Source organism: Burkholderia sp. Bp8998 (genome assembly GCF_003854235.1).
Classification (GTDB): Bacteria; Pseudomonadota; Gammaproteobacteria; order Burkholderiales; family Burkholderiaceae; genus Burkholderia.
The window spans coordinates 170970-196061 of sequence record NZ_QTQF01000006.1 but is presented as its reverse complement, the minus strand read 5'-3'; the positions used below and the strand labels follow the sequence as shown (position 1 = coordinate 196061).

Below are 25092 nucleotides of genomic sequence, written 5' to 3'. Positions count from 1 at the left end.
CATGGTAGCAAGTGGTGCCTGTCGGCACGCTGACATCCAGCCGGCGAGGGGGCTTGCCATGCCCCCGGCGCTGCCGCCGAAACCGGCGCGCGGCTAGGCCCGCACGACCGTCACGCCCGCGGCCTCGATAGGCTCGGTCAGCGCGGCATCGGTTTCCCGTTCGACGACGATGGCTTGCGCGAGCGCGAGCTCGCCGATCACGAACTGCGACGCCGCACGCAGTTTGGATTGCGATGCCAGCACGACCGTTTCGCCGGCACGCTCGGCCAATGCACGCTTGATCGCCGCTTCCTCGAAGTCGCCGGTGCTCAGCCCCGCGACCGGATGAACGCCGGTCACGCCCATGAAATACAGGTCCGCGTGGATGCGCGCGATACCTTCCATTGCCGCGGCACCCACCGCGACGATCGAATGCTTGTACAACCGTCCGCCGATCAGGATCACGTCGATCGACGGATGCGCGGCCAGCGCGACGGCGACGCTCGGGCTGTGCGTGACGATCGTCGCGCGCAGGTCGGGCGGCAACTGGCTGACGAGCAGGGCCGACGTCGTGCCGCCATCGACGATCGCGACCTGTCCGGGCGCGATCATCTGCGCGGCGCGGCGCGCGATACGTCGCTTTTCCGCGGTTTCGAGCGTCTCGCGCTGCGCGAACGGCGCGACGGCCGGCGATGCCGGCAGCGCGCCGCCGTGCACGCGCTGCAGCAGGCCTTCGGCCGCCAGCTCGCGCAGGTCGCGGCGGATCGTGTCCTCGGACACGCCGAATTGCGCGCTCAGTTCGACAGCCAGCACCTGGCCGTCGCGAGCGAGTGCGTCGAGGATCGCTTTCTTGCGTTGGGTCGTCAGCATCGGGTATGCACGAAATTTCTTGAAATTGCACGAATATGCACGTTACCATGCGTGCCGTCACTTGTCGAATGGGAGGCCGCCATGGCCGCAACGCGGGACCGCGTCCGCATCGTCGATACGACGGTGCTGTCCGATGACTGGTATGTGCTGAAGAAGGTCACGTTCGATTTCCTGCGCCGCGACGGCACGTGGCAGCGCCTGAGCCGCGAAACCTACGACCGCGGCAACGGCGCGACCATTCTGCTGCGCAACGCGGCGACGGGCGACGTGCTGCTCACGCGGCAGTTCCGGATGCCGGCGTTCGTCAACGGACACGACGGGATGCTGCTCGAAGCCGCCGCCGGCCTGCTGGACGACGCGACGCCCGACGCACGCATCCGCGCCGAGGCCGAAGAGGAAACCGGCTATCGCGTGCGCGGCGTGCGCAAGGTGTTCGAGGCGTTCATGAGCCCGGGCTCGGTGACGGAGAAGCTGCATTTCTTCGTCGGCGAATACGATGCGTCGCTGCGCACGGGCGACGGCGGCGGCATCGCGGAGGAGGGCGAGGATCTCGAGGTCGTCGAGATGCCGCTGCACGCGGCGCTGGATGCCGTCGAGCGCGGCGAGATCGTCGACGCGAAGACGATCATGCTGCTGCAGTACGTCGCGCTGCGGGAACCCGCGGGCGTGCGCACCGCAGCTGGGTGATGCCGCGGCGCGGCGCACGAACGGGCGTATGATCGCGCGACGCCACTCGCGCACCGTTCGACGCTACCACTGCTCCATCATGCCGCTTTCCGACTCGCCTGACTCCACCGGCTCTGCCGATTCCGACACGGCGGCCGCGCCACTGCCCGCTCATCTGGTCGCGTCCGCCGTCGAGGCGCTCGCGCGCGCCGATGCGCTGCTCGTGACCGCCGGCGCGGGCATCGGCGTCGATTCGGGGCTGCCCGATTTCCGCGGCACGGACGGCTTCTGGCGTGCGTACCCGGCGCTGCGCCACGAGCGTTTCGAATTCCACGAGATCGCGTCGCCGCAGGCATTCCGTGCGCATCCGCAGCTTGCGTGGGGTTTCTACGGGCACCGCCTCGCGCTCTACCGGCAGACGGTGCCGCATGCGGGCTTCGCGATCCTGCGGCGCTGGATGGACGCGATGCCGAACGGCGGCTTCGTGCTGACGAGCAATGTCGACGGTCAGTTTCAGAAGGCCGGTTTCGATCCGGCGCGTATCGCCGAGATCCACGGGTCGATTCATTCGATGCAGTGCCTGCGACCGTGCTCGGACGACACGTGGGACGCCGCGCCGTTCACGCCCGACGTAGACGCGGCCGCGTGCCGGCTGGTCGGCGAGTTGCCGCGCTGCCCGCGTTGCGGCGGCCTCGCGCGACCGAACATCCTGATGTTCGGCGACCATGGCTGGCTCGGCGAACGCTATGACGCGCAGGAGCGGGCGTTGCAGGACTGGATCGCGCAGGCAGGACGGGTGACCGTCGTCGAGATCGGCGCGGGCACCGCGATTCCGACCGTGCGTCTGCTGAGCGAACGGCTCGGCGCCGACGTGATCCGCATCAACGCACGCGAAGCCCATGCGCGCCGCGCGGACGTGATCGGGCTGAGGGGCGGCGCGCTCGCGACGCTGGTCGCGCTTGACCGTGCATGGCGCGGCGGTTGACCGCCGCACCCCGGGACGACCGGCGTTGGTGCGTTACGGCTGGCCGACGAGCGCCTGCACGAGCGCCGGGGCTTGCGGCGAACCGAGGCCGGTCACGTAGTCGTAGCCGCCCGCGGCGTTGCAGACGCTGCCGCAGCTGCCGTTGGACCCGGTCGTTACGTCGTGATAGTCGCTACCGTAGGCGTTTTTCCCGACCGTATAGAGCGTGTTGTAGGCACCGCTCAACCGGCTTTTGCCGGCCGCCGCGCGCAGCGAATTCGCGATCGCGACGAGTGCCGACCATTGCGGCGCGCCCGCGCTGGTGCCGCCGACCTGGAACCAGCCCGCCTGCCCCTGGTAGGTGACCGAGTCGTACACCGCAAAACCGCTGGACGGGTTCGCGTCGTAGCTGACGTCGGGCACGCCGCGCTTGCCGGCGACCGGCACCGGCCACACGGTCTGGCCGGCCGGCTCGGCCTCGAGGGAACTCACTCCGCCGCCGCTGCCGCTCCACGCGGCCTCGCTGACGTAGGCGCCGGACGTGTCGGTGGACAACGTCGTACCGCCCACCGCCACCACGTACGGCGAAGCCGCCGGGTACTCGGTGCCGGTGCCGCTGTCGCCGGACGACGCGACGAACGTGACGCCCGATACGTTGAAGTGGCTGTCGAAGCCGGTTTCGCTGCTGAATTCGTTGCCGCCGAAACTCATCGACACGACCGACGCACCGCGCTTGACCGCGACGTCGACCGCGGCCATCAGGTCGTTGAAGCTGGCCGACGCGGCCTCGACGAGCACGATCTTCGCCTTCGGCGCGATCGCGTGCACCCATTCGACGTCGAGCGACATCTCGAGCGACCAGCCCGAGTCCGTCTTGGGCCGGGAGCCCCGCGCGTACACCTTGGTGAAGCAGCCATTCGCGGTGGTACAGGCCGGCAGCGAGAACGCGTTGCTGAACACGCCGAGATCGGCTTCGATCTTCGGGTCGTCGTACGCGTCGACGATCGCGACGACCATCCCGTCGCCCTGGTTGGCGAGTGTGTCGAACCCGTATGCATGCCGGACGAGCACGGGCGTAAGACCGGCGATCGTGGCGGTGCTCGCGCGTGGCTTCGTATGGAACGGCGGACGCGCGAACCCTTTCGGCGCGCGGTGGCCTTCGACGTAGGACGGCGCTCCGTCGTCGGCGGCGAGCGCGACGGTCGACGCGAGCAGCGACGCGCACAGCGCCGGAATCAACATGGATGACAGGCGGATATTGTTCATTTTCTGAATCTCCATGTCGATGGAGTAGGGTGGCGAAATGATTTTACGGAATCGGTAATGCGGATTGCATCAAATATCGGTCGAATTCGGGAAAGCGATGATAGGGGAAAGTACGCGGAATGCCCATGAAACCTAGGGTTTTGAGGGTTAACGTGTGGCGGGGTAAAGCGGGTTTTCGATTTTTAAATGCTGAATAAATTAGCGGTCCGGGTTTGATTGATTTGTAATGTCCTGAGTAATTCGCTGGAAAATATCGTTTGAGACGGCCGTGCCGGAATAATGAAATGCGTCGTGCCGGTGTGGCCCGCGCCGGTCCATGCCGACCGGCCTGCCGGCATTGCCGTCGCGGCGCGATTCCGCATACAGTTCGGCGTAGGCCGCATCCGCCATGCGGCCTCGTCAGCGAGGAGCTTCCTTGTTCTATTCGATCGTCGCGATCTTCGTCGGCGCCGGGCTCGGCGCATTGCTGCGCTGGTTCCTGAGCCTGGCGCTCAACGCGTTCTTTCCCGCCGTGCCGCTCGGCACGCTCGCCGCGAACCTGATCGGCGGCTACGTGATCGGCGTGGCCGCGGTTGCTTTTACCACCCGCGTCGGGCTGCCGCCCGAGTGGCGGCTGTTCGTGATCACCGGCTTCCTCGGCGGCCTCACGACGTTCTCGACCTATTCGGTCGAAGTGATGATGCACGCGGTGCAGGGCGAATTCGGATGGGCGTTCGCGGTGGCTGCCCTACACTTGACTGGATCGTTCACGCTGACGGCGCTCGGCATGTGGACCGCGCGCGCGTGGTTCGCGGCGGCCTGAGCGCGCCAGCACCGGGAGGACGCGATGGACAGGGTCTTCTTGCGCTTCTACGTACACGAGCAGCACCGGCTGCACTGGAAGCCGCTGTGGGAGTGGTTGCTGGAGGAAGGCAACCGGATGGGCGTCGCGGGCGGTTCCGCGTTCCGTGCGATGGCCGGCTTCGGCCGGCATCGGGTGCTGCACGAGGACCGCTTTTTCGAACTGCAGGGCTCGCTCGCGATCGAGGTCGAGTTCATCGTCACCGAGGACGAGGCGCAGCAACTGCTCGAGCGGCTGTCGCGCGAGAAAGTGCGCGTGTGCTACGCGATGATTCCGGCGAATTTCGGCGTGATCGACACGCTCGGGGCGCAGCCGGCGCAGGGGCCGGCCGCGTAGCACAGCACGTCAGATGCCGAACATCGTCAGCGACACGGCGGCGCGCGTGACGATCATCAGCAGCACCTGCACGATCACGAACAGCAGGATTGGCGACAGGTCGATGCCGCCGAGGTTCGGGATCACGCGGCGCAGCGGGTTCAGGAACGGCGCGGTGAGCTGGTAGAGGATCGGCATCGCCGGCGAGCGCGGATTGAGCCACGACAGCAGCGCCATCAGGATCGTCATCCAGATCACGAGATTGAGCGCCCACTTCACGACGGTGAGCAGCGCGACCACGACGAGCGTCGCGATCACCGAGGCCGGATCGAAGCCGGCCATCACGACCATCAGCACCACATAGACGAGCGCGGTGAGCAGCGCGGCGACGACGCTCGCCCAGTCGATGCCGCGCACGCCCGCGATCACGCGGCGCAGCGGCAGCACGAGCCAGTTGGTCGCCTGCAGCACGGCTTGCGTGACGGGGTTGTACGGCGGCACGCGGACGGCCTGCATCCAGACGCGCAGGATCAGCGCGGCGCCGAACAGCGTGAAGACGGTATTGAGCAGAAAACGGGCGATCTCGCCGAACATCGTTGGCATCCTTTTTATACAGTCGAGTAGCGTGCGGCCGCCAACGCCGGATGGCGGCGCATCGGCCGACACCTTATCACGCCTCGTCCCGCGACGGGGAGGGGTGCCCGGTCGTGCGCGCGAGCGACGTTTCGACGGCCTGCGCGAGCGCCGGCAGCGCGGCGGGCGGCGCGGTGCGCTTCGCCGCGAGCGCGACCGCGCGGCGGGTCATCAGCGCATACAGCGTCGCGTGGTCGCCGCCGCGCGCCTCGAGCAGCGCGAGCTGACGCTCGACGATGCCGGTGTCGCCGCGCGATACCGGGCCCGCGAGTGCGTTCGCGAGGCCCTTGTCGCGTGCCGTCTCGATCGTGCCGGCGAGCATCGGCAGCAGCGCGCGCAGCGCGGCTTCCTCGTCGAAGCCGAGGCCACGCCACAGCTCGACCGCTTCCGACAGCCCGCACAGTGCGAAGCTCGCCGCGTAATGCGCGGCCGCGTGATAGAGCATCCGGCCGCCGGCCGGAATCGACAGCGGATGGCAGCCGAGTGCGGCAGCAAGTCGCAGCAGCGTCGCGTGCAGCGCGCCGTCCGCTTCGAGCGTGACCGAGCAGCCGTCGATGCGGGTGAGATCGGCGTCCGTGCCGCCGAACAGGTAGAGCGGATGGAAGCCACCGGTGGCCGCGCCTTGCCGCTTTGCCGGATCGAGTAGCTCGACCGCCGACGCGCCGCTGCAGTGGACGAGCGCCTGGCCCGCCGCGCGCGATGGATCGAACCGCAGCGCCGCGGCGGTCGACGCGAGATGGTCGTCGGGCACGGTCAGGAAGATCAGGTCGGCCGCGTCGACGACCTGCTGCGGTGTGGCGACCGCCCGGCAGCCGTCGATGCGCGACGCGACTGCCGTGGCCGAAGCCGCCGTGCGGCTCGCGATCGCGACGACCGGGAAGCCGGCCGCCGCGAAACGCCGGGCGAGGCAGCGCGCCAGGCGGCCGGCGCCGATGAAGCCGAGGCGGGGAATGTCGGGGAGGGACATGGCGGGTCACGAAGCGAAAACGGAGCAGCCGCCAGTATCGCAGGAATGACGAGGCGGTCGCGGATGGGCGGTGCCGGACGGGGACGACCTGAGCGGCGGCGTTCGATGCGGGGACTCGGTCAATTCGCGGAGCAGTCTCGCCGCCTGATGACGATCGCTGAATCCGGCCCCGAATTACACGCGTTCCGCGTCCCTCCCGAATTGTCGGCGTCTTGTCTCAAATTTGTAATCGTTGATTACGGAAGCGTGCCTGCCGCGCTTACCGGATCCGGTAAGACTGACCGGCCAATGTGTCGCGATTTGACGGGTGGGACGGAATCACGCGACCGGCAAGGGATGTCGAGGATCCGTAAAGCCATGCCGCACGGTGGCTGCAGCCGCGTGGAATTGCAATTTGCAACAAATGCGCGATACGCGCGGGGCGGGTTTTCGCTACATTGCTTCCATGCGACGTGCATGCCCGCCGTTGCCGACAGGAGCGCATAAATTACCGCTCCAGCAGGAGAATCGAAGTGAAAAAGCTCATTCCGTTCATCGCCGCCGCCGCGCTGGGCCTGGGTGCCGCGAGCGCCGCGCAGGCTCACGTGTCGATCGGGGTCGGCATCGGGGTCCCGATCGCACCCGCGTATCCCGTGTATGCAGCGCCGCCGCCGGTGTACTACGCACCGCCGCCGCCCGTGTATTACGCGCCGGCGCCCGCCTACTATGCACCGCCCCCCGTGGTCGTCGGCGGCTACTACGGTCGTCCGTACTGGCGTCACGGTTATGGTGGCTGGGGTCACCACGGTTACTGGCGTCGTTGACGCGTCGCGCGGCCTGACTGCGCGCGGCAAAACGGCGCAACGTCCCTCGCGGGGCGTTGCGCCGTTTTTTCATTTGGGGCGCGGCTCGGCGTGTGGCCGGCGCAGGGCGGTCACACCGCGCGTGCAATCAGGTCGCGATAGCCGCCGACGATCACGCTGTACGAGAAATACGCGAATAGCAGCGCCGACGCGACGTGGCACGCGCGCATCAGCCCCGCGCCCGCGCGCTTGCGGCCCTGGCTCGCGAGCGTGCACATGAAGAGCGTCCACGCGAGCCCGCCGAGGAAGAACCCGGACAGGAACACCGACGCCGTCGCCGGCGTGGTCGCGCCGGCTTTCGCGATCAGCGCACCGCCGACCGCCGCGAACCACAGGATCGCGCTCGGCGACGACATCGCGAGCAACATCCCGCGCATGAAGCTGCGCCGCGCACTGGCCCGCGGCTGCGGCGTGTCGTCCCCCTCGCCATCGTCGGCGCCGCCGGCCGGCGCGAGCGCTTCACGCGCCATCTTCCACGTGAGGAACAGCAGCACCGCACCGCCGCCGATCCAGACGATCCAGCGCACCGCCTCGAACTGCAGCAGCACGGCCATGCCCGCGAGCGCGAGCGCCGCGTAGACGAGATCGCCGACGCACGAGCCGACGCCGAGCCAGAAGCCCGGCCGGAAGCCGTGCGACAGCGTCAGCGACAGCATCGCGACGTTGACGAGGCCGATGTCGAGACACAGCGACAGCGAGAGGAAGAATCCGTCGGACAGCATCGAGGTGGGAGGAAAGCTCATCGTCGTTCTTGTCGGGTGCGTTCAACGCGCGGACTTACAGTCCGATCTCCTGCCAGAGGCGATCGACGCGCGCCTTCACGGCGGCGTCCATCTCGATCGGGCGGCCCCATTCGCGGTTCGTCTCGCCGGGCCACTTGTTGGTCGCGTCGAGGCCCATCTTCGAGCCGAGGCCCGCGACGGGCGACGCGAAATCGAGATAGTCGATCGGCGTGCTGTCGACCATCACGGTGTCGCGCACGGGGTCGACGCGCGTCGTGATCGCCCAGATCACCTCGTTCCAGTCGCGGATGTTCACGTCCTCGTCGACGACCACGATGAACTTCGTGTACATGAACTGCCGCAGGAAGCTCCACACGCCGAACATCACGCGCTTCGCATGGCCGGCGTAGCTCTTCTTCATCTGGACGATGGCCATCCGGTAGCTGCAGCCCTCCGGCGGCAGGTAGAAGTCGGTGATCTCGGTGAACTGCTTCTGCAGCAGCGGCACGAACACCTCGTTGAGCGCGACGCCGAGCACGGCCGGCTCGTCGGGCGGCTTGCCCGTATAGGTCGAGTGATAGATCGCGTCGCGGCGCATCGTGATGCGCTCGACGGTGAACACCGGGAACCACTCCTGTTCGTTGTAGTAGCCGGTGTGGTCGCCGTACGGGCCCTCGAGCGCGTGCTCGTACGCCGCCGACGCATTGCCGGCCGGCCGCGGCGGTGCGCCGGCCGGGGCAGGGGCGGGCGCGCCTTCCTGCGGATAAATGAAGCCTTCGAGCACGATCTCCGCGCGGGCGGGCACTTGCAGCGTGTCGACGCCGGGCGTCAGGCACTTCGCGAGCTCGGTGCGGCTGCCGCGCAGCAGGCCGGCGAACTGATACTCGGACAGCGAATCGGGCACGGGCGTCACCGCCCCGAGCGTCGTGGCCGGATCCGCACCGAGCACGACCGCGACCGGATACGGCTTGCCGGGGTTCTTCAACGCGAATTCGCGGAAGTCCAGTGCGCCGCCGCGATGCGCGAGCCAGCGCATGATCAGCTTGTTGCGGCCGATCAGCTGCTGGCGGTAGATGCCGAGGTTCTGGCGCGGCTTGTTCGGCCCGCGCGTGACCGTGAGGCCCCACGTGACGAGCGGCCCCGCGTCGCCGGGCCAGCAGGTCTGGATCGGCAGCTTGTTCAGGTCGACGTCGGCGCCTTCCCAGACGATTTCCTGGCACGGCGGCGACGACACCGATTTCGGCGCCATGTCCCACACGGCCTTTGCGAGCGACAGCAGCTTGCCGGCGTCCTTCAGGCTCTTCGGCGGATCCGGCTCCTTCAGCGCGGACAGCAGCCGCCCGAGGTCGCGCAGCGAGCCGAGCGCGGCGTCGTCGCCCGCATCGACACCCATCCCGAGCGCGACGCGGCGCGGCGTGCCGAACAGGTTGCCGAGCACCGGAAACGCGTTGCCGGGCGGCGCGTTGAACAGCAGCGCCGGGCCGCCGGCGCGCAGCACGCGGTCGCACAGCTCGGTCATTTCGAGCACGGGCGACACGGGTTGTGTGACGCGCCGCAGTTCGCCGAGTGCCTCGAGGCGCTGGATGAAATCGCGTAAGTCTTTGTATTTCATGAAGAAGGTCCGGGCCGCCCGCAAGTCGGGCAGCGATGGGCGGGCGCAGCGGCCGGCTGCGGCCCCGAATCGACCGACGATTTTACCCGCGCCGCAGCGCGCACGCCCGGCGGAGAAAAAAGTCGACCGCGCGCAGAGCCCCTACGGCAGGGGGCTCGCGATCTGAAGGGCGATTCAAAATTACTTTTTGTTATAATTTGAAGGTTTTATAGTGTTGACGATCTATAAAACCCTGCTAGAATCCGCTCACATTGGCTGCAGGGTAAAAGGCTTCGAGCCGCCAATCACCGATCTTTGACGCAGCGCGTCACCGTCCGCCGACACCTGCACGGCGTATTCGACGGCCTTTGTCGTAGTCCCAGCCAGCGCCACCAGACGCTGGTTTTTTGCGTGGGTGCCACCGCGTATGCCCGCCTCGCCCAGTGTGCGAAGGTGCCGGCCCTCTTACACCGTGGCCTCGAACGGTACTTATACCGTTTCCCCCGATGCTTGCGCGTCCCAACCAAGGCGTGCGGCGTCGTGATTCCGCGGCGCGTTTTCTGTCTCGCCATCGAGCCGAGCGAGCCGCACGAGTCATGTTCATGGGAGATGATCTGAATGAACGCTTGGTTATCGTGGCGTCCCAGTGAGCAGCATGCACAAATCGTGCGCAACATGCTGCGTCGCGGGACGCGTGTCAGTCACCATTTATTCAGCGTTGTCGGCTGTTTCGCTGTCGCGATCGCACTTGCCCTGTGGCTGCTGCCGACCGTGCGCGGGAACCTCGCCGCGAAGCTGATGCCGGTCGTATCCGCGGCCGTGCAGGCCGGTCCGGCCCGTCTGCTGACCGGTCATCCGCTGCCGAACTTCGCGCCCGCCGGCGCGCAGCCGCAGCAGGAAGACGCCCCCGAAACGGATGCGCTCGCCGTCGGTCTCGACGTCGCACCGGAAACCGCCGCGCAGAACGATGCGTCCGATCCGGCCCGCAACGGCCCGTCGCCCGTCGCGCTGGCGAAACTGATCCCGAGCCAGCGGGTGCCGGCCGATGCGCGCGACGATCGTGCGCTCGCGTCGAACCGCCAGCAGGCGCTCGTCGCCACCTATCTGTCGCGCCGTTACCGGGTCGCCCAGGAGCCGCTCGGCCAACTCGTCAAGGCCGCGTTCCAGACCGGCCACGACGTCGGCCTCGATCCGCTGCTGCTGCTGTCCGTGATGGCGATCGAATCGGGCTTCAACCCGTACGCGGAAAGCGGCGTCGGCGCGCAAGGCCTGATGCAGGTCATGTCGAAGGTGCATTCCGACAAGTTCGAATATTTCGGCGGTACCGACACCGCGCTGCAACCGCTCGCGAACCTGCAGGTCGGTGCGCTCGTGCTGAAGGACTGCATCGCCCGTGGCGGCTCGCTCGCGAACGGCCTGCGCCTGTACAACGGCTCGACCAACCCGGACGACACCGTATACGGCTCGAAGGTCATGGCCGAGCGCGGTCGCCTGCGCGACGTCGCGCATGGCCGCAACGTGCCGGTCAATGCGCCGCAGGCGCCGGCCCAGCCGTCGAAACCGATCGTCACCGCGGCCGTGACGGCAACGGCAGGCGGCGCGAAGCGCGTGCACGCGACGCTCGACGGCGCGCAGCCGATCACCGCGAAGGCCGCCGCCACGCCGAAGGGCACGCCGCAGCAGGACGACGCGAGCGTCGACACCGCGAAGCAGCCGCACGGCGATCACTCGGAGCTCGGCGCATAACGCTACGCGGTTCCGGCCCGACCCAAGCAAAAAGCACCCGATTCGGGTGCTTTTTCTTTTTGCGCGGACGGAACGGGCCTTGCATGCCGGCCGCCAAGGCCGGCCGGGCGTCAGTGCTGGCCGAACAGCGTCGCCAACCGCTCGACGGCCTCTTCGAGGCGCGAGTAGGCGGTCGCATAGGACAGCCGGATATAGTCGCGCGGCGCATGCACGCCGAAATCCATGCCCGGCACCAGCACGACGCCTGCGTCGTGCAGCATCGCCTGCGTGAGCGCCGCGCTGTCGCCGGCCGCCGGATGGGCGACGCCGCCGCAATGCGCATACACGTAGAACGCGCCGTCCGGCATCACGGGTACCGTGAAGCCGAGCCGTTCGAGCGCCGGCGCGATGAAGTCGCGACGACGCTTGAATTCGAGGCGGCGCGCTTCGTAGATGTCGAGCGCCGCCGGTTCGAAGCACGCGAGCGCCGCATGCTGCGCAAGCGCGGACGGGCAGATGAACAGGTTCTGCGACAGCTTTTCGAACGTGCTCACGAGCGCGGGCGGCACGACGAGCCAGCCGAGCCGCCAGCCGGTCATGCTGAAGTACTTCGAGAAGCTGTTGACGGTGACGACATCGTCGCCGTACGACAGCGCCGACACGGGCGCCGCGTCGTAGCTGAGCCCCTGGTAGATCTCGTCCACGATCGTGAAGCCGCCGCGTGCGCGCACGGCCTCGACGATGCGCTTCAGTTCGTCCGGCTCGAGCGACGTGCCGGTCGGGTTCGACGGCGACGCGAGCAGCACGCCGCGCGTGCGGTTGCCCCAGCGCGTGCGGACGTCGTCCGCGGTGAGCTGGAAGCGCGCTTCCGGGCCGCTCGGCACGAGCACGGGGCGGCCTTCGGCCGCCGCGACGAAGTGCCGGTTGCACGGATACGACGGGTCGGGCATCAGCACCTCGTCGTCGCGGCCGACAAGCGCGAGGCACGCGAGCAGCAGCGCGGCCGACGCGCCGGCCGTCACGACGATCCGCTCGGGGCTGATCGTGAGGCCGTAGGCGCGCGCATAGTGCGCGGCGATCGCTTCGCGCAGCGGTGCGATGCCGAGCGCGCTCGTGTACTGCGTGACGCCGCGGCGCAATGCGGCCGCGGCCGCCTCGACGACGGGCTCCGGCGCGGTGAAATCCGGCTCGCCGATGCCCATGTGGATAACATCGCGCCCGGAGGACTCGAGCCGCTGTGCCTCCTTCATCAGTTCCATCACGTAGAAGGGCTGGATCGCGTCGACGCGTGCGGCGAGCGTGACGAGCGAATCGGCGGTGGTATTCATCGGTCGGGCGGGGCGGGAAGGGAGAATGAAAAACGGGCGCTTGCGCGCCCGTCCAACTGCGGAATCAGCCGTTGCGGCGCGCCTGCGTTTCAGCGGGGCGCAGCTTCGCGGCGAGCTTGTCGAGCACGCCGTTGACGTACTTGTAGCCGTCGGAGCCACCGAACGTCTTCGCGAGTTCGACCGCTTCGTTGATGATCACGCGGTACGGCGTTTCGACATGATGCGTGAGCTCGAACGTCGCGATCAGCAGCACGGCGCGTTCGACCGGCGACAGCTGGTCGACCGGACGGTCCAGCGACGGCGTGAGGGCTTCGACGAGCGTTGCGTGCTCGCGAATCACGCCGTGCAGGATCGCGTCGAGCAGCTCCTTGTCGGCCTTGTCGTAACCGAGCGCGCCGCGCAGTTGCGCGTCGATCTCGCCGGAGGCCGCGTTCGACAGCAGCCACTGATACAGGCCCTGCGTCGCCAGCTCGCGCGATTGTCGGCGGGCGCTCTTCTTCATGCGCGCTCCTCTTCGTCGTCTTCGTCCTCTTCTTCCTCGTCCTCGTCGTCGCCGAGCTGGTCGAGTGCCATCGTCAGGTTGGCCATCTCGACCGCGACGCGTGCGGCGTCACGACCCTTTTCGGTCATGCGCGCGACGGCCTGCTCGTCGTTTTCGGTCGTCAGGACCGCGTTCGCGATCGGCAGGTTGAAGTCGAGGCCGATGCGGGTGATGCCCGCGCCGCTTTCGTTCGACACGAGTTCGAAGTGGTACGTCTCGCCGCGGATCACCGCGCCGAGCGCGATCAGTGCGTCGAACTGGCCGCTTTCCGCCAGCTTTTGCAGCGCGAGCGGGATTTCCAGCGCGCCGGGCACCGACACGAGCAGCACGTCTTCACCGGAGACGCCGAGGCGCTCGAGTTCTTCGACGCACGCATCGGCGAGGCCGTTGCAGACGGGTTCGTTGAAGCGGGATTGCACGATGCCGATACGCAGGCCGTCGCCTTCGAGATTCGGTTGGTATTGTCCGATTTCCATGATCTGGTCCGTGGTGTGGATGAACGGTTATAGGGCGAAAGCGTCGTGGCGGGTTACGCGTTGGACGCCGGGCAGGACTTGGCTTCGCCGCCGGGCATCGGAATGAAGCCCGTGACTTCGAGGCCGTAGCCGGACATGCTGCCCAGCTTGCGCGGATTCGACAGCACCTGCATCTTGCCGACGCCGACATCGCGCAGGATCTGCGCGCCGATGCCGAACGTCTTGAAATCGACCGGCCGGCGCTTCAGCGCAGCGGCCTTTTCTTCCTCGTCGAACGCCTTGAAGACGTCGATCAGATGTTCCTTCGTGTCGCCGCAGTTGAGCAGCACGATCACGCCGAGGTCGCGTTCCGCGATGTCGTGCATCGCCGCGTCGAGCGTCCACGAGTGCGTCGAGATGCCGGTCTCGAGCAGGTCGAGGACCGACAGCGGCTCGTGCACGCGCACCGGCGTGTCAACGTCGGGCGACGGCGTGCCACGCACCAGCGCGATGTGCGGCGAGCCGCTCGGCTGGTCGCGATACAGCACCGCGCGGAACGTGCCGTGCGCGGTCTGCATCGTGCGCTCGGCGATCCGCTCGATGATCGATTCGGTGCGGCTGCGGTAGTGGATCAGGTCGGCGATCGTGCCGATCTTCAGGCCGTGCTCCTTCGCGAACTCGAGCAGGTCGGGCAGGCGCGCCATCGTGCCGTCGTCCTTGATGACCTCGCAGATCACCGCGGCCGGCGTGAGCCCGGCGAGCGCGGTGAAGTCGCAGCCGGCCTCGGTGTGGCCGGCGCGCACGAGCACGCCGCCCGGCTGCGCCATGATCGGGAACACGTGGCCCGGCTGCACGATGTGCTCGGGGCGGACGTCGTGCGCGACCGCCGTGGCGATCGTGTGCGCGCGGTCGGCGGCCGAGATGCCGGTCGTCACGCCTTCGGCCGCTTCGATGCTGACCGTGAACGCGGTGCCGTACTGGGTGCCGTTGCGGTAGGTCATCAGCGGCAGGTGCAGCTGCTTGCAGCGTTCCTGCGTCAACGTCAGACAAATCAGGCCGCGGCCGTACCTGGCCATGAAGTTGATCGCTTCCGGGGTGACGAATTCGGCGGCGATCACGAGGTCGCCTTCGTTTTCGCGGTCTTCTTCGTCGACCAGGATCACCATCCGGCCGGCTTTCAACTCCGCGATGATGTCGAGCGTGGAGGCGAGCGTCATAAGGGGGCGAGAAAGAGGAAAGTGCGTATTTTACGCCAGCCGGACGACGTTTCGGCTGGCACCGGCTGCGTGCGGCCGGCGAGCGCGCGGAAACGCGGCGCGACCGGCCTGCGAGGCGGGCTTGCCCGGGCCGCCTCGGCTGGCCCGACGACAGGCAGCCGCAGGCCGGCCGGGGCCCGGCCGTGCGTCAGGCGTGCTCGTTGCGGCCGCCGAGGTAGTCGAGCTTGCCGAGCTCGACGCCGCTGTGACGCAGGATGTCGTACGCCGTCGTCACGTGGAAGAAGAAGTTGGGCAGCACGAAGTTCAGCAGGTACGACTGCCCGGTGAACTCGATCGGGCCGACGCGCATCTTGAGCACGACCTGGCGCGCTTCGCTGCCGTCGATCTGCGCGGCCTCGAAGCCCTTCAGATAGTCGATCGTCTTCTGGATGCGCGCATGCAATTCGTCGAACGTCTGCTCGACGTCGGGATAGCTCGGGATGTCGACGCCGGCGAGCCGTGCGGCGCAGCCCTTGGCCGTGTCGGTCGCGATGTACACCTGGCGGACGAGCGGCAGCATGTCCGGATAGAGGCGTGCGCCGATGAACACCGACGGGTCGATCTGCTTCTCGGCCGCATGCGCCTGCGCCTTGCCGAGGATGTGCTGCAGGTTGGTGAGGCCGCGGATCAGGACGGGCAGCGAAGCCTGGTACATCGAGATGGACATGGGGACGACTCCTGGAGGAAGAGGGGGCAGCCGGTACGCGGCGCACCGTGCGTCGCGGCGCCGAAACCGCTGCCGTTGCATCTTAGCGCGACGGGAAGACCCGTGCGCGTCGTTGGCCATCAGGCCAGGTGTCGGGCCGCATCGCCAGCCGTCATTCCCCATCCAGGGGCGGAACCGCCCGATCAGTCCTGGTGCACGCCCTGCGATGCCGACATCATCCGCTCGACATACCGCGCAATCATGTCGATTTCGAGATTGACCTTGTCGCCGGCCTTCACGTGACGCAGCGTCGTGACCTCGACCGTATGCGGGATCAGGTTGATCGAGAATTCGCAGCCATCGGCGCGATCGTCGACCGTGTTGACGGTCAGGCTCACGCCATTGACCGTGATCGAGCCCTTGTACGCGAGGTAGCGGCCGAGTTCGCGCGGCGCGACGATCCGCAGCTCGTGCGATTCGCCGACCGGCGCGAAGCGCGTCACGGTGCCGAGGCCGTCGACGTGGCCTGACACGATGTGTCCGCCGAGGCGGTCGTGCGCGCGCAGCGCTTTCTCGAGGTTCACTTCGCCGGGTTGCGCGAGGCCGACCGTGCGGTTCAGGCTTTCGCGCGACACGTCGACGTCGAATCCGGTTTCGGTCTTTTCGATCACCGTCATGCACGCGCCCTGGATCGCGATGCTGTCGCCGAGCGCGACATCGGCGAGGTCGAGCCCGCCGGCCTGCACGGTCAGCCGCACGCCCGCGTCGGGCGACGCGCCGAGCGGGTTGATCGCTTCGATGCGGCCGACGGCCGCGACAATTCCGGTAAACATCGCAACGGCTCCGTTCAATGAGTGACGGGTGGCGGCGCGACACGCGCCAGGATCCGCAGATCGTCGCCGATCCGCTCGACGCTGTGGAACGCGAGCCGCGTGCGGGCATCGAGGCTTGCCGGTGCGGCGAGGTCGAACATGCCGGCCGCGTCGCTGCCGAGCAGGCTCGGCGCGAGATAGACCAGCAGCTCGTCGACGCACTGCTCGCGCAGCAGCGAGCCGTTCAGCTTGTGGCCGGCCTCGACGTGCAGCTCGTTGACGCCGCGCGCGCCGAGCGCCGCCAGCATCGCGGGCAGGTCGACCTTGCCGTGCGCATTCGCGAGCGGCACGATTTCCGCGCCGCGCGACTTCAGCACGTTCGCGCGCACTTCGCCGGCAGCGTCGAGCCGCCCGCAGAAGATCAGCAGCGGCGCGCCTTCGAGCAGGCGCGCGTCGAGCGGCAGGTCGAGGCGGCTGTCGACCAGCACGCGTTGCGGCTGGCGCGGCGTGTCGATGCCGCGCACGGTCAACAGCGGGTTGTCCTCGCGGACGGTGCCGATGCCGGTGAGGATCGCGCACGCGCGCGCGCGCCACGCGTGACCGTCGAGGCGCGCGGCCTCGCCGGTGATCCACTGGCTTTCGCCGGACGGCAGCGCGGTGCGTGCATCGAGCGACGCGGCCGTCTTCATCCGCACCCACGGGCGGCCGCGCGTCATCCGCGACACGAAGCCGATGTTCAGTTCGCCCGCTTCGTTCGCGAGCAGCCCGCAGCGCACGTCGATGCCCGCGTCGCGCAGCATCCCGAGGCCGCGCCCGGACACCTGCGGATTCGGGTCTTCCATCGCCGCGACGACCTTCGCGACGCGCGCGTCGATCAGCGCGTTCGCGCACGGCGGCGTGCGGCCGAAGTGGCTGCACGGCTCGAGCGTCACGTACACGGTGGAGCCGGCGACGTCATGGCCGCGCGCGCGCGCGTCCTTCAGCGCCTGCACTTCCGCGTGGTCCTGGCCGGCCGGCTGTGTGAAGCCTTCGCCGATCACGTCGCCGTCCTTGACGATCACGCAACCGACGCGCGGGTTCGGCGCGGTCGTATACATGCCGCGCGCCGCGAGCGTCAGCGCGCGCTGCATATGGGCGAAATCGGTATCCGAGAACATGCGTGCGGACCCGGGTCAGGCGGCGAGGGCCGCGAACGCGCGGCGGGCGGCCGCGAGCGTCGCGTCGATGACCGCGTCGTCATGCGTGCTCGACACGAAGCCGGCCTCGTACGCGGACGGTGCGAAGTACACGCCTTCGTCGAGCATCAGGTGGAAGAAGCGGTTGAAGCGCTCGGTGTCGCTCTTCGTGACTTCCGCGAAGCTGGTCGGCACGCGCTCGGCGAAGTACAGGCCGAACATCGCGCCGATCGAGTCGGCCGCGAACGGCACGCCGGCCGCGCGCGCTTCGGCCGCGAGGCCGTCGGCGAGGCGCTTCGTCTGCGCGGTGAGCGCATCGTAGAAGCCCGGCGCCTGAATCAGCTGCAGCGTTTTCAGGCCTGCGGCGACCGCGATCGGGTTGCCCGACAGCGTGCCGGCCTGGTACACGCCGCCGAGCGGCGCGAGGTGGGCCATGATGTCGCGGCGGCCGCCGAACGCGGCGGCCGGCATCCCGCCGCCGATCACCTTGCCGAGGCAGGTGAGGTCGGCCGTGATCCCGTAGTATTGCTGCGCGCCGCCGAGCGCGACGCGGAAACCGCACATCACCTCGTCGAAGATCAGCACGGCGCCGTGCTTCGTGCACAGCGTGCGCAGCGCGTTCAGGAATTCGGGCGTGCCGCGCACGAGGTTCATGTTGCCCGCGACGGGCTCGACGATCACCGCGGCGATCTCGTCGCCGAATGCGCCGAAGGCTTCCTCGAGCGCGGCGACGTTGTTGTATTCGAGGACGGTCGTGTGCTTCGCGATGTCGGCGGGCACGCCGGCCGACGTCGGGTTGCCGAACGTCAGCAGCCCCGAGCCGGCCTTGACCAGCAGGCTGTCCGCGTGGCCGTGGTAGCAGCCCTCGAACTTGACGATGCGGCTGCGGCTGGTGAAGCCGCGCGCGAGACGCAGCGCGCTCATCGTGGCCTCGGTGCCGCTCGACACCATCCGCACCTGCTCGATCGACGGCACGAGCTTGCAGATTTCCTCGGCGATCTCGATCTCGGCTTCGGTCGGCGCGCCGAACGAGAAGCCGTCGGCGAGCACGTTCTGCACGGCCGACAGCACGTCCGGATGGACGTGGCCGACGATCATCGGGCCCCACGAGCCGATGTAGTCGATGTACTGCTTGCCGTCGGCATCCCAGAAATACGGGCCTTGCGCGCGCGCGACGAAGCGCGGCGTGCCGCCGACCGAACGGAATGCGCGCACCGGCGAGTTGACGCCGCCGGGAATGGTCTTCTGGGCGCGTTCGAAGAGGATCTGATTGTTGGACATGAGCGAAACCTGCGAGAGAAGGGCGCGGGGGCCTGTGCACGGGCCGCGGCGCTTGGGCGGAACGATCGTCTGATTGTACCGGAGACGCGCCTGGCGGGCCCGCGGCCGGGTCTGCGGCCTTTCGGCGCGAGGGGATCGGCGGGACGGCCGGAAACGAGGGCTCGATTCGATCGATCGACTGGCCCGATTTCCGGCCGAAGAGCGATCGCCGCGACTGCCGCCCCGGCTATCGCGGCGGCTTGCGCTTGCCGGTCAGCTCGGCCCAGCGCTTCTCGAGCGGGCCTTCGACCATCGGCTTGATCGATGTGCCGGAGGACTGTGCGTCCCAGGTCTGCACCGAGTACGGATGCACGCGCAGCGCGTCGCGCGCGATCACGACGTCGTGGTGGGCGTCGACCAGCCAGTCGTACACGAAGTCGATGCACAGCCGGTAGCCGCGCTTCGTCGCCGGGTCGGGCACTTCGTAAGGCGCGCGTGTCACGTAGCCGGAACCGAACACGCCCTTCGGCTCCTTCGCGACGCGGTGCAGGAACACGCGGTCGCCCGGCAGGATGCCGCGCGCGAAGCCGCAGCCCCACACGTCGTGCACGGCCTCGCCGGCCTTCACGCGCGCGGCGACGTCGGGCAGCTCGGGCCACGGCCATTTCTTGGGGCTCCAGATCAGCAGGAAGGCGGTCATCGGTTCGGTCGTGCGTCGATTTTGTCAGATAAGAGAGGCGGGGAGCAGCAAGCTTAATCGAATCCGCTCGCGACCATGCGCGACGCCGGCCGCACGGCGCTTTCAGGCCGTGCGCGGCAGCCGGCCGGCGGCACGTGAAAAAGTTGCGCGTACAATCATGGGCCTGAGCGCCGTCCGCGGCGCGGACTCCCGTCTTCACCGCCATGCGCGCCCCGATGCGCGCGGGCCTCCATTCCGGATACCCATGTCCCACGTCGTCCGGCGCCGGCCCGATGCCCGGCTGATCCTGTTGCTCGGCGCACTCGCCGCCTGCGGGCCGATTGCCACCGACATGTACCTGCCGAGCCTGCCGTCGATCGCCGAGGGCTTCTCGGTGAGTGCCGGCGCCGCGCAGCGCACGCTGACGAGCTTCATGGCCGGCTTCTCGGTCGGCATGCTGCTGTACGGTCCGCTGTCCGACACGTGGGGCCGTCGCCCGGTGCTGCTCGGCGGCATCGCGCTGTTCACGCTCGCGAGCGTCGGCTGTTTCGTGTCGGGCTCGATCGACATGCTGATCCTCGTGCGCTTCCTGCAGGCGCTCGGCGCGGGCGCCGCGTCGGTGCTCGCCCGTGCGATCGCGCGCGACGCGCACGAGCCGACCGATGCGGCGAAGGTGCTGTCGATGGTCGCGATCGTCACCGCGGTCGGGCCGCTGCTCGCGCCGCTGCTCGGCGGCCAGATCCTGCGTTTCGCCGGCTGGCGCGGCGTGTTCGTCGTGCTGGCAGCGTTCGGTGCACTGTGCGCGGTGACCGCGTACCTGCGCGTGCCCGAAACCTGGCCGAAGGAGCGGCGCAAGAGCGCGGCCGTGCTTGCGTCGTTCGCGTCGTACGGGCGCATCCTGTCCGACCCGGTCGCATGGGGGCACATGCTGTGCGGCGGGATGGCGTTCGCATCGATGTTCTCGTACATCACCGCGACACCGTTCGTGTACATCGAGTATTTCCACGTGTCGCCGCAGCACTACGGGCTGCTGTTCGGGCTGAACGTCGTCGGGATCATGATCGGCAACTTCGCGAACACGCGGCTCGTCGGCCGCATCGGCTCGCTGCGCATCATCGCGGCCGCGTCGTTCGTGAGCTGCATCGCGTCGCTCGCGGTCGCGCTCGTCGCGCTGACCGGGTGGGGTGGGCTGTGGTCGATCGTCGTGTGCCTGTTCTTCGTCGTCGGCGTGGTCGGGATCCTGTCCGCGAACTGCACGACCGACCTGATGCACCGCTATCCGCACAACGCGGGCGCGTCGGCGGCCGTGTTCGGCGCGATGCAGCTCGCGCTCGGCGCGCTCGCGAGCGTCGCGATCGGCGCACTCGCGGACGGCACGCCGTTCGCGATGGGCGTGACGATCGGCGTCACCGGCGTGCTGTGTTTCGCCGGCCGCTACCTCGTGCTGCGCTGGCATGGCCGGCCGGTGAAAGCGGGGGCTTGATCCGCCCGGCTGGATGGGCGGGCGACCAGGCGGCGGACGCGTGAGCGCAGCCGCGACGCGCGATGCTTGTGATTGCGTTGCGGATCGCTGCCGTCGAGTGGAACCGCGATCTCGCGGTATGGGTGCGTGTGGTCGATGTGCGACGCATGCATGAGGCTCCGCACGTCAGCGTCAGTGGGAACGGGCAGGCGAACGATTGTCGAGCTCGTAGCTGCGCTTGGGGCGGATCACATACAGCTTGACCTGGGCATCGAGTTCCTGGCTGTGGTACAGGTCCAGGCACTTCAGAAAGTCGAACCTCACGCCTTTGATCTCGGATTCGACGATCGGATTGCGGTAGTCCCGCGCAAGAAAGCGATTGACCAGCGATTTGCCCGCGTCGGGGTTACGTTCCAGATCGAAGTATGTCCAGTCCATCAGCGCGCTGGCGCTGCTTCCCGCGTCCCTCGCGGCGGACGGTTGATCCCGATAAGCGGTTGCGACGCATTCCGCGAGCACCATGTCCTTGTAGTTCTGCGCATAGGTTCGGGCGCTTGCTTGCGGTGACGACGCGGTATCCGTCGCATGGCTCGACCGCGCCCCTAACGTCAGTGCCCACAACATCACGCTCGATAACAGCAGATTTCTTCTCATGGCAGGCTCCAGAAGTGCGCGCGATCGGTGCGGTAATTTGTCCCCGGCTCGTTGAAATAGCACTGATCGCAACAGGTACTTCCATTGAAAAGGGTTGCATGTCCGGTGGCATTCGACCAACCCGAAACCTCGAAGAGAATGATCCCCTGCCGGTTTGTCAGGGCGTTGCCTCCACGGGGTGGCGGAAATCTGATCACCTCCGCCTTGCCCCATCGCTGCTCGAGAAAGTCGATGAGGTTCTTGACGCGGAAGAAGTACCAGCGCTTGTCCGCACCAGATACGGTTTGCCCCAGGATGTAAGGTATCGGCATGCCAGCTTGGCCGAGGATATAGCTCAGCCGCACCGCACAGTATTCTCCCAACGTAACTTCGGGTCCCTGCTGTTGATATTGGTGGCCACATTGCCGCCAATCATCAGAGCAACTTTCTCCGCAGAGTTTATCGGGGCGTAAATTCGCATTGCTGCTGCCCATGCAGCAGAAAAACGTGGTCTCAGCATTTTCTTCTCCGCATATTGGATGAACGCGATGCTGTCGATGCCAATGCCCGAGACGCGTATCTGTGCTTTTTGCGAAGCGCGCTATTTTGTGCGTTGGATCGACATGGAGACATCACATGCAGTGAAGGAAGTTACGAGTCCGGGCAACGGCTGACAATTGGACTCGTTCGAAACTGAGCGTCTGTACGATGCAGGTATCGTCAGAGCGACCGTCGACGATCGGCGATACCCCGCGGTCCGCGCCGATGTCGATCATGCAAAAACACCCCGGACGCCGGGCCTGAATCCAGCGTTCGGGGTGTCGTGTATCGACGGTGTTGCGCCGCGCGTCAGTCCCGCGCGACGTCCTTCGCCGCCGGTGACGCGCCGTGGCTCAGCCAGTCGAGCACGTCGGCCGTTTCGTCGTCGCTCGCCCGCGCGCGCGCCTGCGCGACGGCCTCCGGCAGCTCGCCGTTGGTCGACGCGCGACGGATCGCGACGCCGACCGCGAGGATGTCGATCATCAGCAGATGCAGGATCCGCGAGATCATCGACAACTGCGATTCGCGCATCTCGATGTGGTCGGTCTCGAGCGCGACGGTCGCGCGTTTCGCGAGCGGCGTGTTGCTCGACGTGATCGCGATCACCTTCGCGCCGGCCTGCATCGCGACGTCGAGCACGCGCAGCAGCTCCGGCGCGCGTCCCGACTTCGACACCGCGACGATCACGTCGCCCTTGCCGAGCAGCGCGGCCGATGCGGCCTGCATGTACAGGTCGCCGTACGCGATCGTCGGAATCCCGAAGCGGAAGAACTTGTAGTGCGCGTCCTGCGCGACGATGTTCGAGTTGCCGAGCCCGTAGAACTCGATGCGGCGCGCGCCGTTCAGGATCTCGATCGCATTCTCGACGTGCTCGAAATTCAGGTGCTCGCGCAGCTGCAGGATCGCGGACACCGTGTTGTCGAGCACCTTCGCGCCGAAGTCGGTGGCCGTGTCGCCGAGATGCACCTGGCTGTGGCTCATCGGAATCGTGCCGGTAAGGCCGGTCGCGAGCTTCAGCTTGAAGTCCGACAGCCCCTGGCAGCCGAGCGAGCGGCAGAAGCGGATCACCGTCGGCTGGCTCACGTCCGCCTTGCGCGCGATGTCGACGATCGGGTCGTTGATGATCGAGCGCGGATGGTTCAGCGCGAGATCGGCGACGCGGCGCTCGGCCGGCGTCAGCGCATCGCGCATCTGGCGGATCCGCTCGAACACGGCCGACGACGCGCCGCCCGAACGGTTCGACAGCTGCTCCGCGAGAATCGCCGACACCCCGAGGAACGCCGGATATTCGGCGGTGATCAGGTAGGTCGGGATGTTCTGGAGATACTGCGTGAAGCGGCCCTTCGCCTCGAAGCGCGCGCGGAACGACGAGCGCGTGAACAGTTCGCCGAGCTTCAGCGCGACGCCGCCGCCGATGTATACGCCGCCGAGCGCGCCGAGCGTCAGCGCGACGCTGCCCGCGAACGCGCCGAGAATCCCGCAGAAGCATTCGACCGTCTCGAGCGCGAGCGCGTCGCCCGCGTGCGCGCGCTCGACAATCTCGACCGTGTCGACGGTCGCGGCGACGCGCTTCTTGTCGCGCGCGGCGAGCGCACGATAGATGATCTCCATGCCGGGGCCGGCGCACACGCGCTCGAACGACACGTGCGGAAACTTCTTGCGCGCGTACTGCAGCACGAGATCCTCGCGTTCGTCCTGCGGCGCGAACGACGCGTGACCGCCTTCGCTGCCGAGCGCGATCCAGCGGTCGTCCGCCGGAATCAGGCCGGACACGCCGAGCCCGGTGCCGGGCCCGAGCAGCCCGATCACGCTGTTCTGGCGGCGCGTGCCGCCGCCGATCTGCACGCGCTGCGCATCGGTCAGGCCCGGCAGCGCCATCGCGAGCGCGGTGAAGTCGTTGACGACGAGCAGCGTGTCGAAGCCGAGCGCGCGACGCGTCGCCTCGATCGAGAAGCTCCAGTCGTGATTGGTCATCGTGACCTGATCGCCGTCGACCGGGTTCGCGATCGCGATCGCCGCGTGGTTCACGCGGGCGATCTTCACGTCCTTCAGATACTTGCGGATCGCGTCGGTGAGCGTCGGATAGTCGGCGCCGGGATAGACGCGGATCTGCGTGATCTCGCCGGGGCCGGTTTCCAGCGCGAAACGCGCGTTGGTGCCGCCGACGTCCGCGAGCAGGCGCGGGCCGTCGGCATGCTGGCCCGCGACGACAGCCTTACTTTGCGCACCAGTAGACATCGAGCTGGGTCCCCTTGTCGTTGGCCAGTTGGGAAATCGCGTTCTTCTGCAGCGTCGCGGCCGCGGCGTCGAGCACGTCGCGTTTGCGGCTGCCCGCGATCAACAGGAAGAGCCGGTCGACGCGCTTCAGCGCATCGAGCGAAAAGCTCACGCGTGCATGCGGCGCGGCGCCGGGATGCACGGCGACGAAGCGCTCGGGCGTCGCGATCGCGTGGTCCCATTCGGGCGCGTCCGCGAAGATCGACGCGGTGTGGCCGTCCTCGCCCATGCCGAGCACCGCGACGTTCGGTATGCGGTAGTCGGCGTTCGCGTTGAGTGCGGCGACGTGCGCGTCGAGCGCTGTGCGCGTGTCGACGAGCGGCAGGAAGCGGGCAGGGGTCGCCGCGTGCTGCAGCAGCGTGTCGCGCACGAGATGCGCGTTGCTGGCCGCGTCGTCCTCCGGCACCCAGCGGTCGTCGACCAGCGTGACGTCGACGCCGGCCCAGTCGAGCGCCGTGTGCGACAGCGTTTGCAGGAACGGGCGCGGGCTCGTGCCGCCGGACACCGCGAGCGTCGGGCGCGCGGGGCCGGCGAGCGCGGCGCGCAGCGCATCGCCGACGGCGCGCGCGAGCGCTTCGCTTTGCGCTTCCTGGGTGTCGAAAGCGTGGATCTCGATCACATCTCCTCCGGACTGCTTTGTCTGTTCA

General features: G+C 67.9%; 28 protein-coding genes. 8 read left to right on the top strand and 20 right to left on the bottom strand.

Annotation, left to right across the window (positions count from 1 at the left end):
• Window positions 1-93: 93 nt before the first annotated feature.
• Complete coding sequence (locus DIE06_RS09750; RefSeq protein ID WP_124661236.1) at window positions 94-849, bottom strand: DeoR/GlpR family DNA-binding transcription regulator; 756 nt, start codon at window positions 847-849, stop codon at window positions 94-96.
• A gap of 81 nt (window positions 850-930) precedes the next feature.
• On the opposite strand from DIE06_RS09750, the gene DIE06_RS09745 reads away from it, so the two are divergent.
• Window positions 931-1536: an NUDIX domain-containing protein gene (locus DIE06_RS09745; RefSeq protein ID WP_124661235.1), complete on the top strand. Its 606-nt coding sequence runs from the start codon at window positions 931-933 to the stop codon at window positions 1534-1536.
• Between the two features lie 79 nt (window positions 1537-1615).
• Entirely contained in the window at window positions 1616-2500 is an 885-nt protein-coding gene (locus DIE06_RS09740) for a Sir2 family NAD-dependent protein deacetylase (RefSeq protein ID WP_124661234.1), read from the top strand.
• Between the two features lie 33 nt (window positions 2501-2533).
• Here DIE06_RS09740 and DIE06_RS09735 read toward each other — a convergent pair whose 3' ends face one another.
• Window positions 2534-3745, bottom strand: coding sequence for a S53 family peptidase (locus tag DIE06_RS09735; RefSeq protein WP_124661233.1), 1212 nt, complete (start codon window positions 3743-3745; stop codon window positions 2534-2536).
• Window positions 3746-3943: 198 nt separating this feature from the next.
• Window positions 3944-4135: a hypothetical protein gene (locus DIE06_RS09730; RefSeq protein WP_124661232.1), complete on the bottom strand. Its 192-nt coding sequence runs from the start codon at window positions 4133-4135 to the stop codon at window positions 3944-3946.
• 25 nt (window positions 4136-4160) lie between these two features.
• On the opposite strand from DIE06_RS09730, the gene crcB reads away from it, so the two are divergent.
• Window positions 4161-4547: a fluoride efflux transporter CrcB gene (crcB, locus tag DIE06_RS09725; protein ID WP_124661231.1), complete on the top strand. Its 387-nt coding sequence runs from the start codon at window positions 4161-4163 to the stop codon at window positions 4545-4547.
• 24 nt (window positions 4548-4571) lie between these two features.
• Window positions 4572-4922, top strand: coding sequence for a DUF190 domain-containing protein (locus DIE06_RS09720; protein ID WP_124661230.1), 351 nt, complete (start codon window positions 4572-4574; stop codon window positions 4920-4922).
• Between the two features lie 9 nt (window positions 4923-4931).
• Here the strand turns inward: DIE06_RS09720 and DIE06_RS09715 are convergent, their stop codons facing one another.
• Window positions 4932-5495: a YggT family protein gene (locus DIE06_RS09715; RefSeq protein WP_059448134.1), complete on the bottom strand. Its 564-nt coding sequence runs from the start codon at window positions 5493-5495 to the stop codon at window positions 4932-4934.
• 76 nt (window positions 5496-5571) lie between these two features.
• Window positions 5572-6501: a Rossmann-like and DUF2520 domain-containing protein gene (locus tag DIE06_RS09710; RefSeq protein ID WP_124661229.1), complete on the bottom strand. Its 930-nt coding sequence runs from the start codon at window positions 6499-6501 to the stop codon at window positions 5572-5574.
• 512 nt (window positions 6502-7013) lie between these two features.
• Here DIE06_RS09710 and DIE06_RS09700 point away from each other — a divergent pair.
• A complete protein-coding gene (locus DIE06_RS09700) occupies window positions 7014-7304 on the top strand; it encodes a hypothetical protein (RefSeq protein WP_124661227.1) in 291 nt (96 codons plus the stop codon).
• A gap of 110 nt (window positions 7305-7414) precedes the next feature.
• Here the strand turns inward: DIE06_RS09700 and DIE06_RS09695 are convergent, their stop codons facing one another.
• Together DIE06_RS09695 and DIE06_RS09690 are read right to left on the bottom strand one after the other, a co-directional pair.
• The gene (locus DIE06_RS09695) at window positions 7415-8086 is read right to left on the bottom strand and encodes a LysE family translocator (RefSeq protein ID WP_124661226.1); all 672 of its coding nucleotides are present in this window, start codon (window positions 8084-8086) and stop codon (window positions 7415-7417) included.
• Window positions 8087-8120: 34 nt separating this feature from the next.
• The gene (locus DIE06_RS09690; RefSeq protein ID WP_124661225.1) at window positions 8121-9677 is read right to left on the bottom strand and encodes a UbiD family decarboxylase; all 1557 of its coding nucleotides are present in this window, start codon (window positions 9675-9677) and stop codon (window positions 8121-8123) included.
• Here DIE06_RS09690 and DIE06_RS09685 point away from each other — a divergent pair.
• Complete coding sequence (locus DIE06_RS09685) at window positions 9649-9843, top strand: hypothetical protein (RefSeq protein ID WP_124661224.1); 195 nt, start codon at window positions 9649-9651, stop codon at window positions 9841-9843. The two genes, DIE06_RS09690 and DIE06_RS09685, sit on opposite strands and share 29 nt — an antisense overlap.
• Before the next feature lie 431 nt (window positions 9844-10274).
• Window positions 10275-11402 carry a lytic transglycosylase domain-containing protein gene (locus DIE06_RS09680; RefSeq protein ID WP_124661223.1) on the top strand — a complete coding sequence of 376 codons (1128 nt, stop codon included), beginning with the start codon at window positions 10275-10277 and terminating at the stop codon, window positions 11400-11402.
• A gap of 110 nt (window positions 11403-11512) precedes the next feature.
• Here DIE06_RS09680 and DIE06_RS09675 read toward each other — a convergent pair whose 3' ends face one another.
• From DIE06_RS09675 to DIE06_RS09635, 9 genes are all read right to left on the bottom strand, one after another.
• On the bottom strand, window positions 11513-12709 hold the full coding sequence (locus DIE06_RS09675; protein WP_124613312.1) for a pyridoxal phosphate-dependent aminotransferase: 1197 nt from the start codon (window positions 12707-12709) through the stop codon (window positions 11513-11515).
• Window positions 12710-12773: 64 nt separating this feature from the next.
• Complete coding sequence (gene nusB, locus DIE06_RS09670; RefSeq protein ID WP_059530215.1) at window positions 12774-13211, bottom strand: transcription antitermination factor NusB; 438 nt, start codon at window positions 13209-13211, stop codon at window positions 12774-12776.
• Window positions 13208-13726, bottom strand: a complete 519-nt coding sequence (gene ribH, locus DIE06_RS09665; protein WP_059530212.1) for a 6,7-dimethyl-8-ribityllumazine synthase — start codon at window positions 13724-13726, stop codon at window positions 13208-13210. Before ribH ends, nusB begins: the two co-directional genes overlap by 4 nt.
• Before the next feature lie 53 nt (window positions 13727-13779).
• On the bottom strand, window positions 13780-14922 hold the full coding sequence (gene ribBA / locus DIE06_RS09660; protein ID WP_124661222.1) for a bifunctional 3,4-dihydroxy-2-butanone-4-phosphate synthase/GTP cyclohydrolase II: 1143 nt from the start codon (window positions 14920-14922) through the stop codon (window positions 13780-13782).
• Window positions 14923-15109: 187 nt separating this feature from the next.
• Complete coding sequence (locus DIE06_RS09655; RefSeq protein ID WP_124661221.1) at window positions 15110-15628, bottom strand: DUF1993 family protein; 519 nt, start codon at window positions 15626-15628, stop codon at window positions 15110-15112.
• A 182-nt stretch (window positions 15629-15810) separates the two neighbouring features.
• Window positions 15811-16440 (bottom strand): riboflavin synthase, encoded by a 630-nt coding sequence (locus tag DIE06_RS09650; RefSeq protein WP_124661220.1) that lies wholly within the window; start codon window positions 16438-16440, stop codon window positions 15811-15813.
• A gap of 14 nt (window positions 16441-16454) precedes the next feature.
• Window positions 16455-17576, bottom strand: coding sequence for a bifunctional diaminohydroxyphosphoribosylaminopyrimidine deaminase/5-amino-6-(5-phosphoribosylamino)uracil reductase RibD (ribD, locus tag DIE06_RS09645; protein ID WP_124661219.1), 1122 nt, complete (start codon window positions 17574-17576; stop codon window positions 16455-16457).
• 15 nt (window positions 17577-17591) lie between these two features.
• Window positions 17592-18875: a glutamate-1-semialdehyde 2,1-aminomutase gene (gene hemL, locus DIE06_RS09640; protein ID WP_124661218.1), complete on the bottom strand. Its 1284-nt coding sequence runs from the start codon at window positions 18873-18875 to the stop codon at window positions 17592-17594.
• Window positions 18876-19101: 226 nt separating this feature from the next.
• Complete coding sequence (locus tag DIE06_RS09635) at window positions 19102-19554, bottom strand: hypothetical protein (protein WP_124661217.1); 453 nt, start codon at window positions 19552-19554, stop codon at window positions 19102-19104.
• A 244-nt stretch (window positions 19555-19798) separates the two neighbouring features.
• On the opposite strand from DIE06_RS09635, the gene DIE06_RS09630 reads away from it, so the two are divergent.
• Window positions 19799-21016 (top strand): Bcr/CflA family multidrug efflux MFS transporter, encoded by a 1218-nt coding sequence (locus tag DIE06_RS09630; protein ID WP_124661216.1) that lies wholly within the window; start codon window positions 19799-19801, stop codon window positions 21014-21016.
• Window positions 21017-21187: 171 nt separating this feature from the next.
• On the opposite strand, the gene DIE06_RS09625 is transcribed toward DIE06_RS09630, so the two are convergent.
• From DIE06_RS09625 to pgl, 4 genes are all read right to left on the bottom strand, one after another.
• Entirely contained in the window at window positions 21188-21649 is a 462-nt protein-coding gene (locus DIE06_RS09625; protein ID WP_124661215.1) for a type VI secretion system amidase immunity protein Tai4, read from the bottom strand.
• Entirely contained in the window at window positions 21646-22122 is a 477-nt protein-coding gene (locus DIE06_RS09620) for a type VI secretion system amidase effector protein Tae4 (RefSeq protein WP_260433579.1), read from the bottom strand. The genes DIE06_RS09625 and DIE06_RS09620 overlap by 4 nt, the downstream gene beginning before the upstream one ends.
• 355 nt (window positions 22123-22477) lie before the next feature.
• Complete coding sequence (locus DIE06_RS09615; protein ID WP_124661214.1) at window positions 22478-24406, bottom strand: bifunctional transcriptional regulator/glucokinase; 1929 nt, start codon at window positions 24404-24406, stop codon at window positions 22478-22480.
• Entirely contained in the window at window positions 24384-25064 is a 681-nt protein-coding gene (gene pgl, locus DIE06_RS09610) for a 6-phosphogluconolactonase (RefSeq protein ID WP_124661213.1), read from the bottom strand. Before pgl ends, DIE06_RS09615 begins: the two co-directional genes overlap by 23 nt.
• Window positions 25065-25092 lie beyond the last annotated feature (28 nt).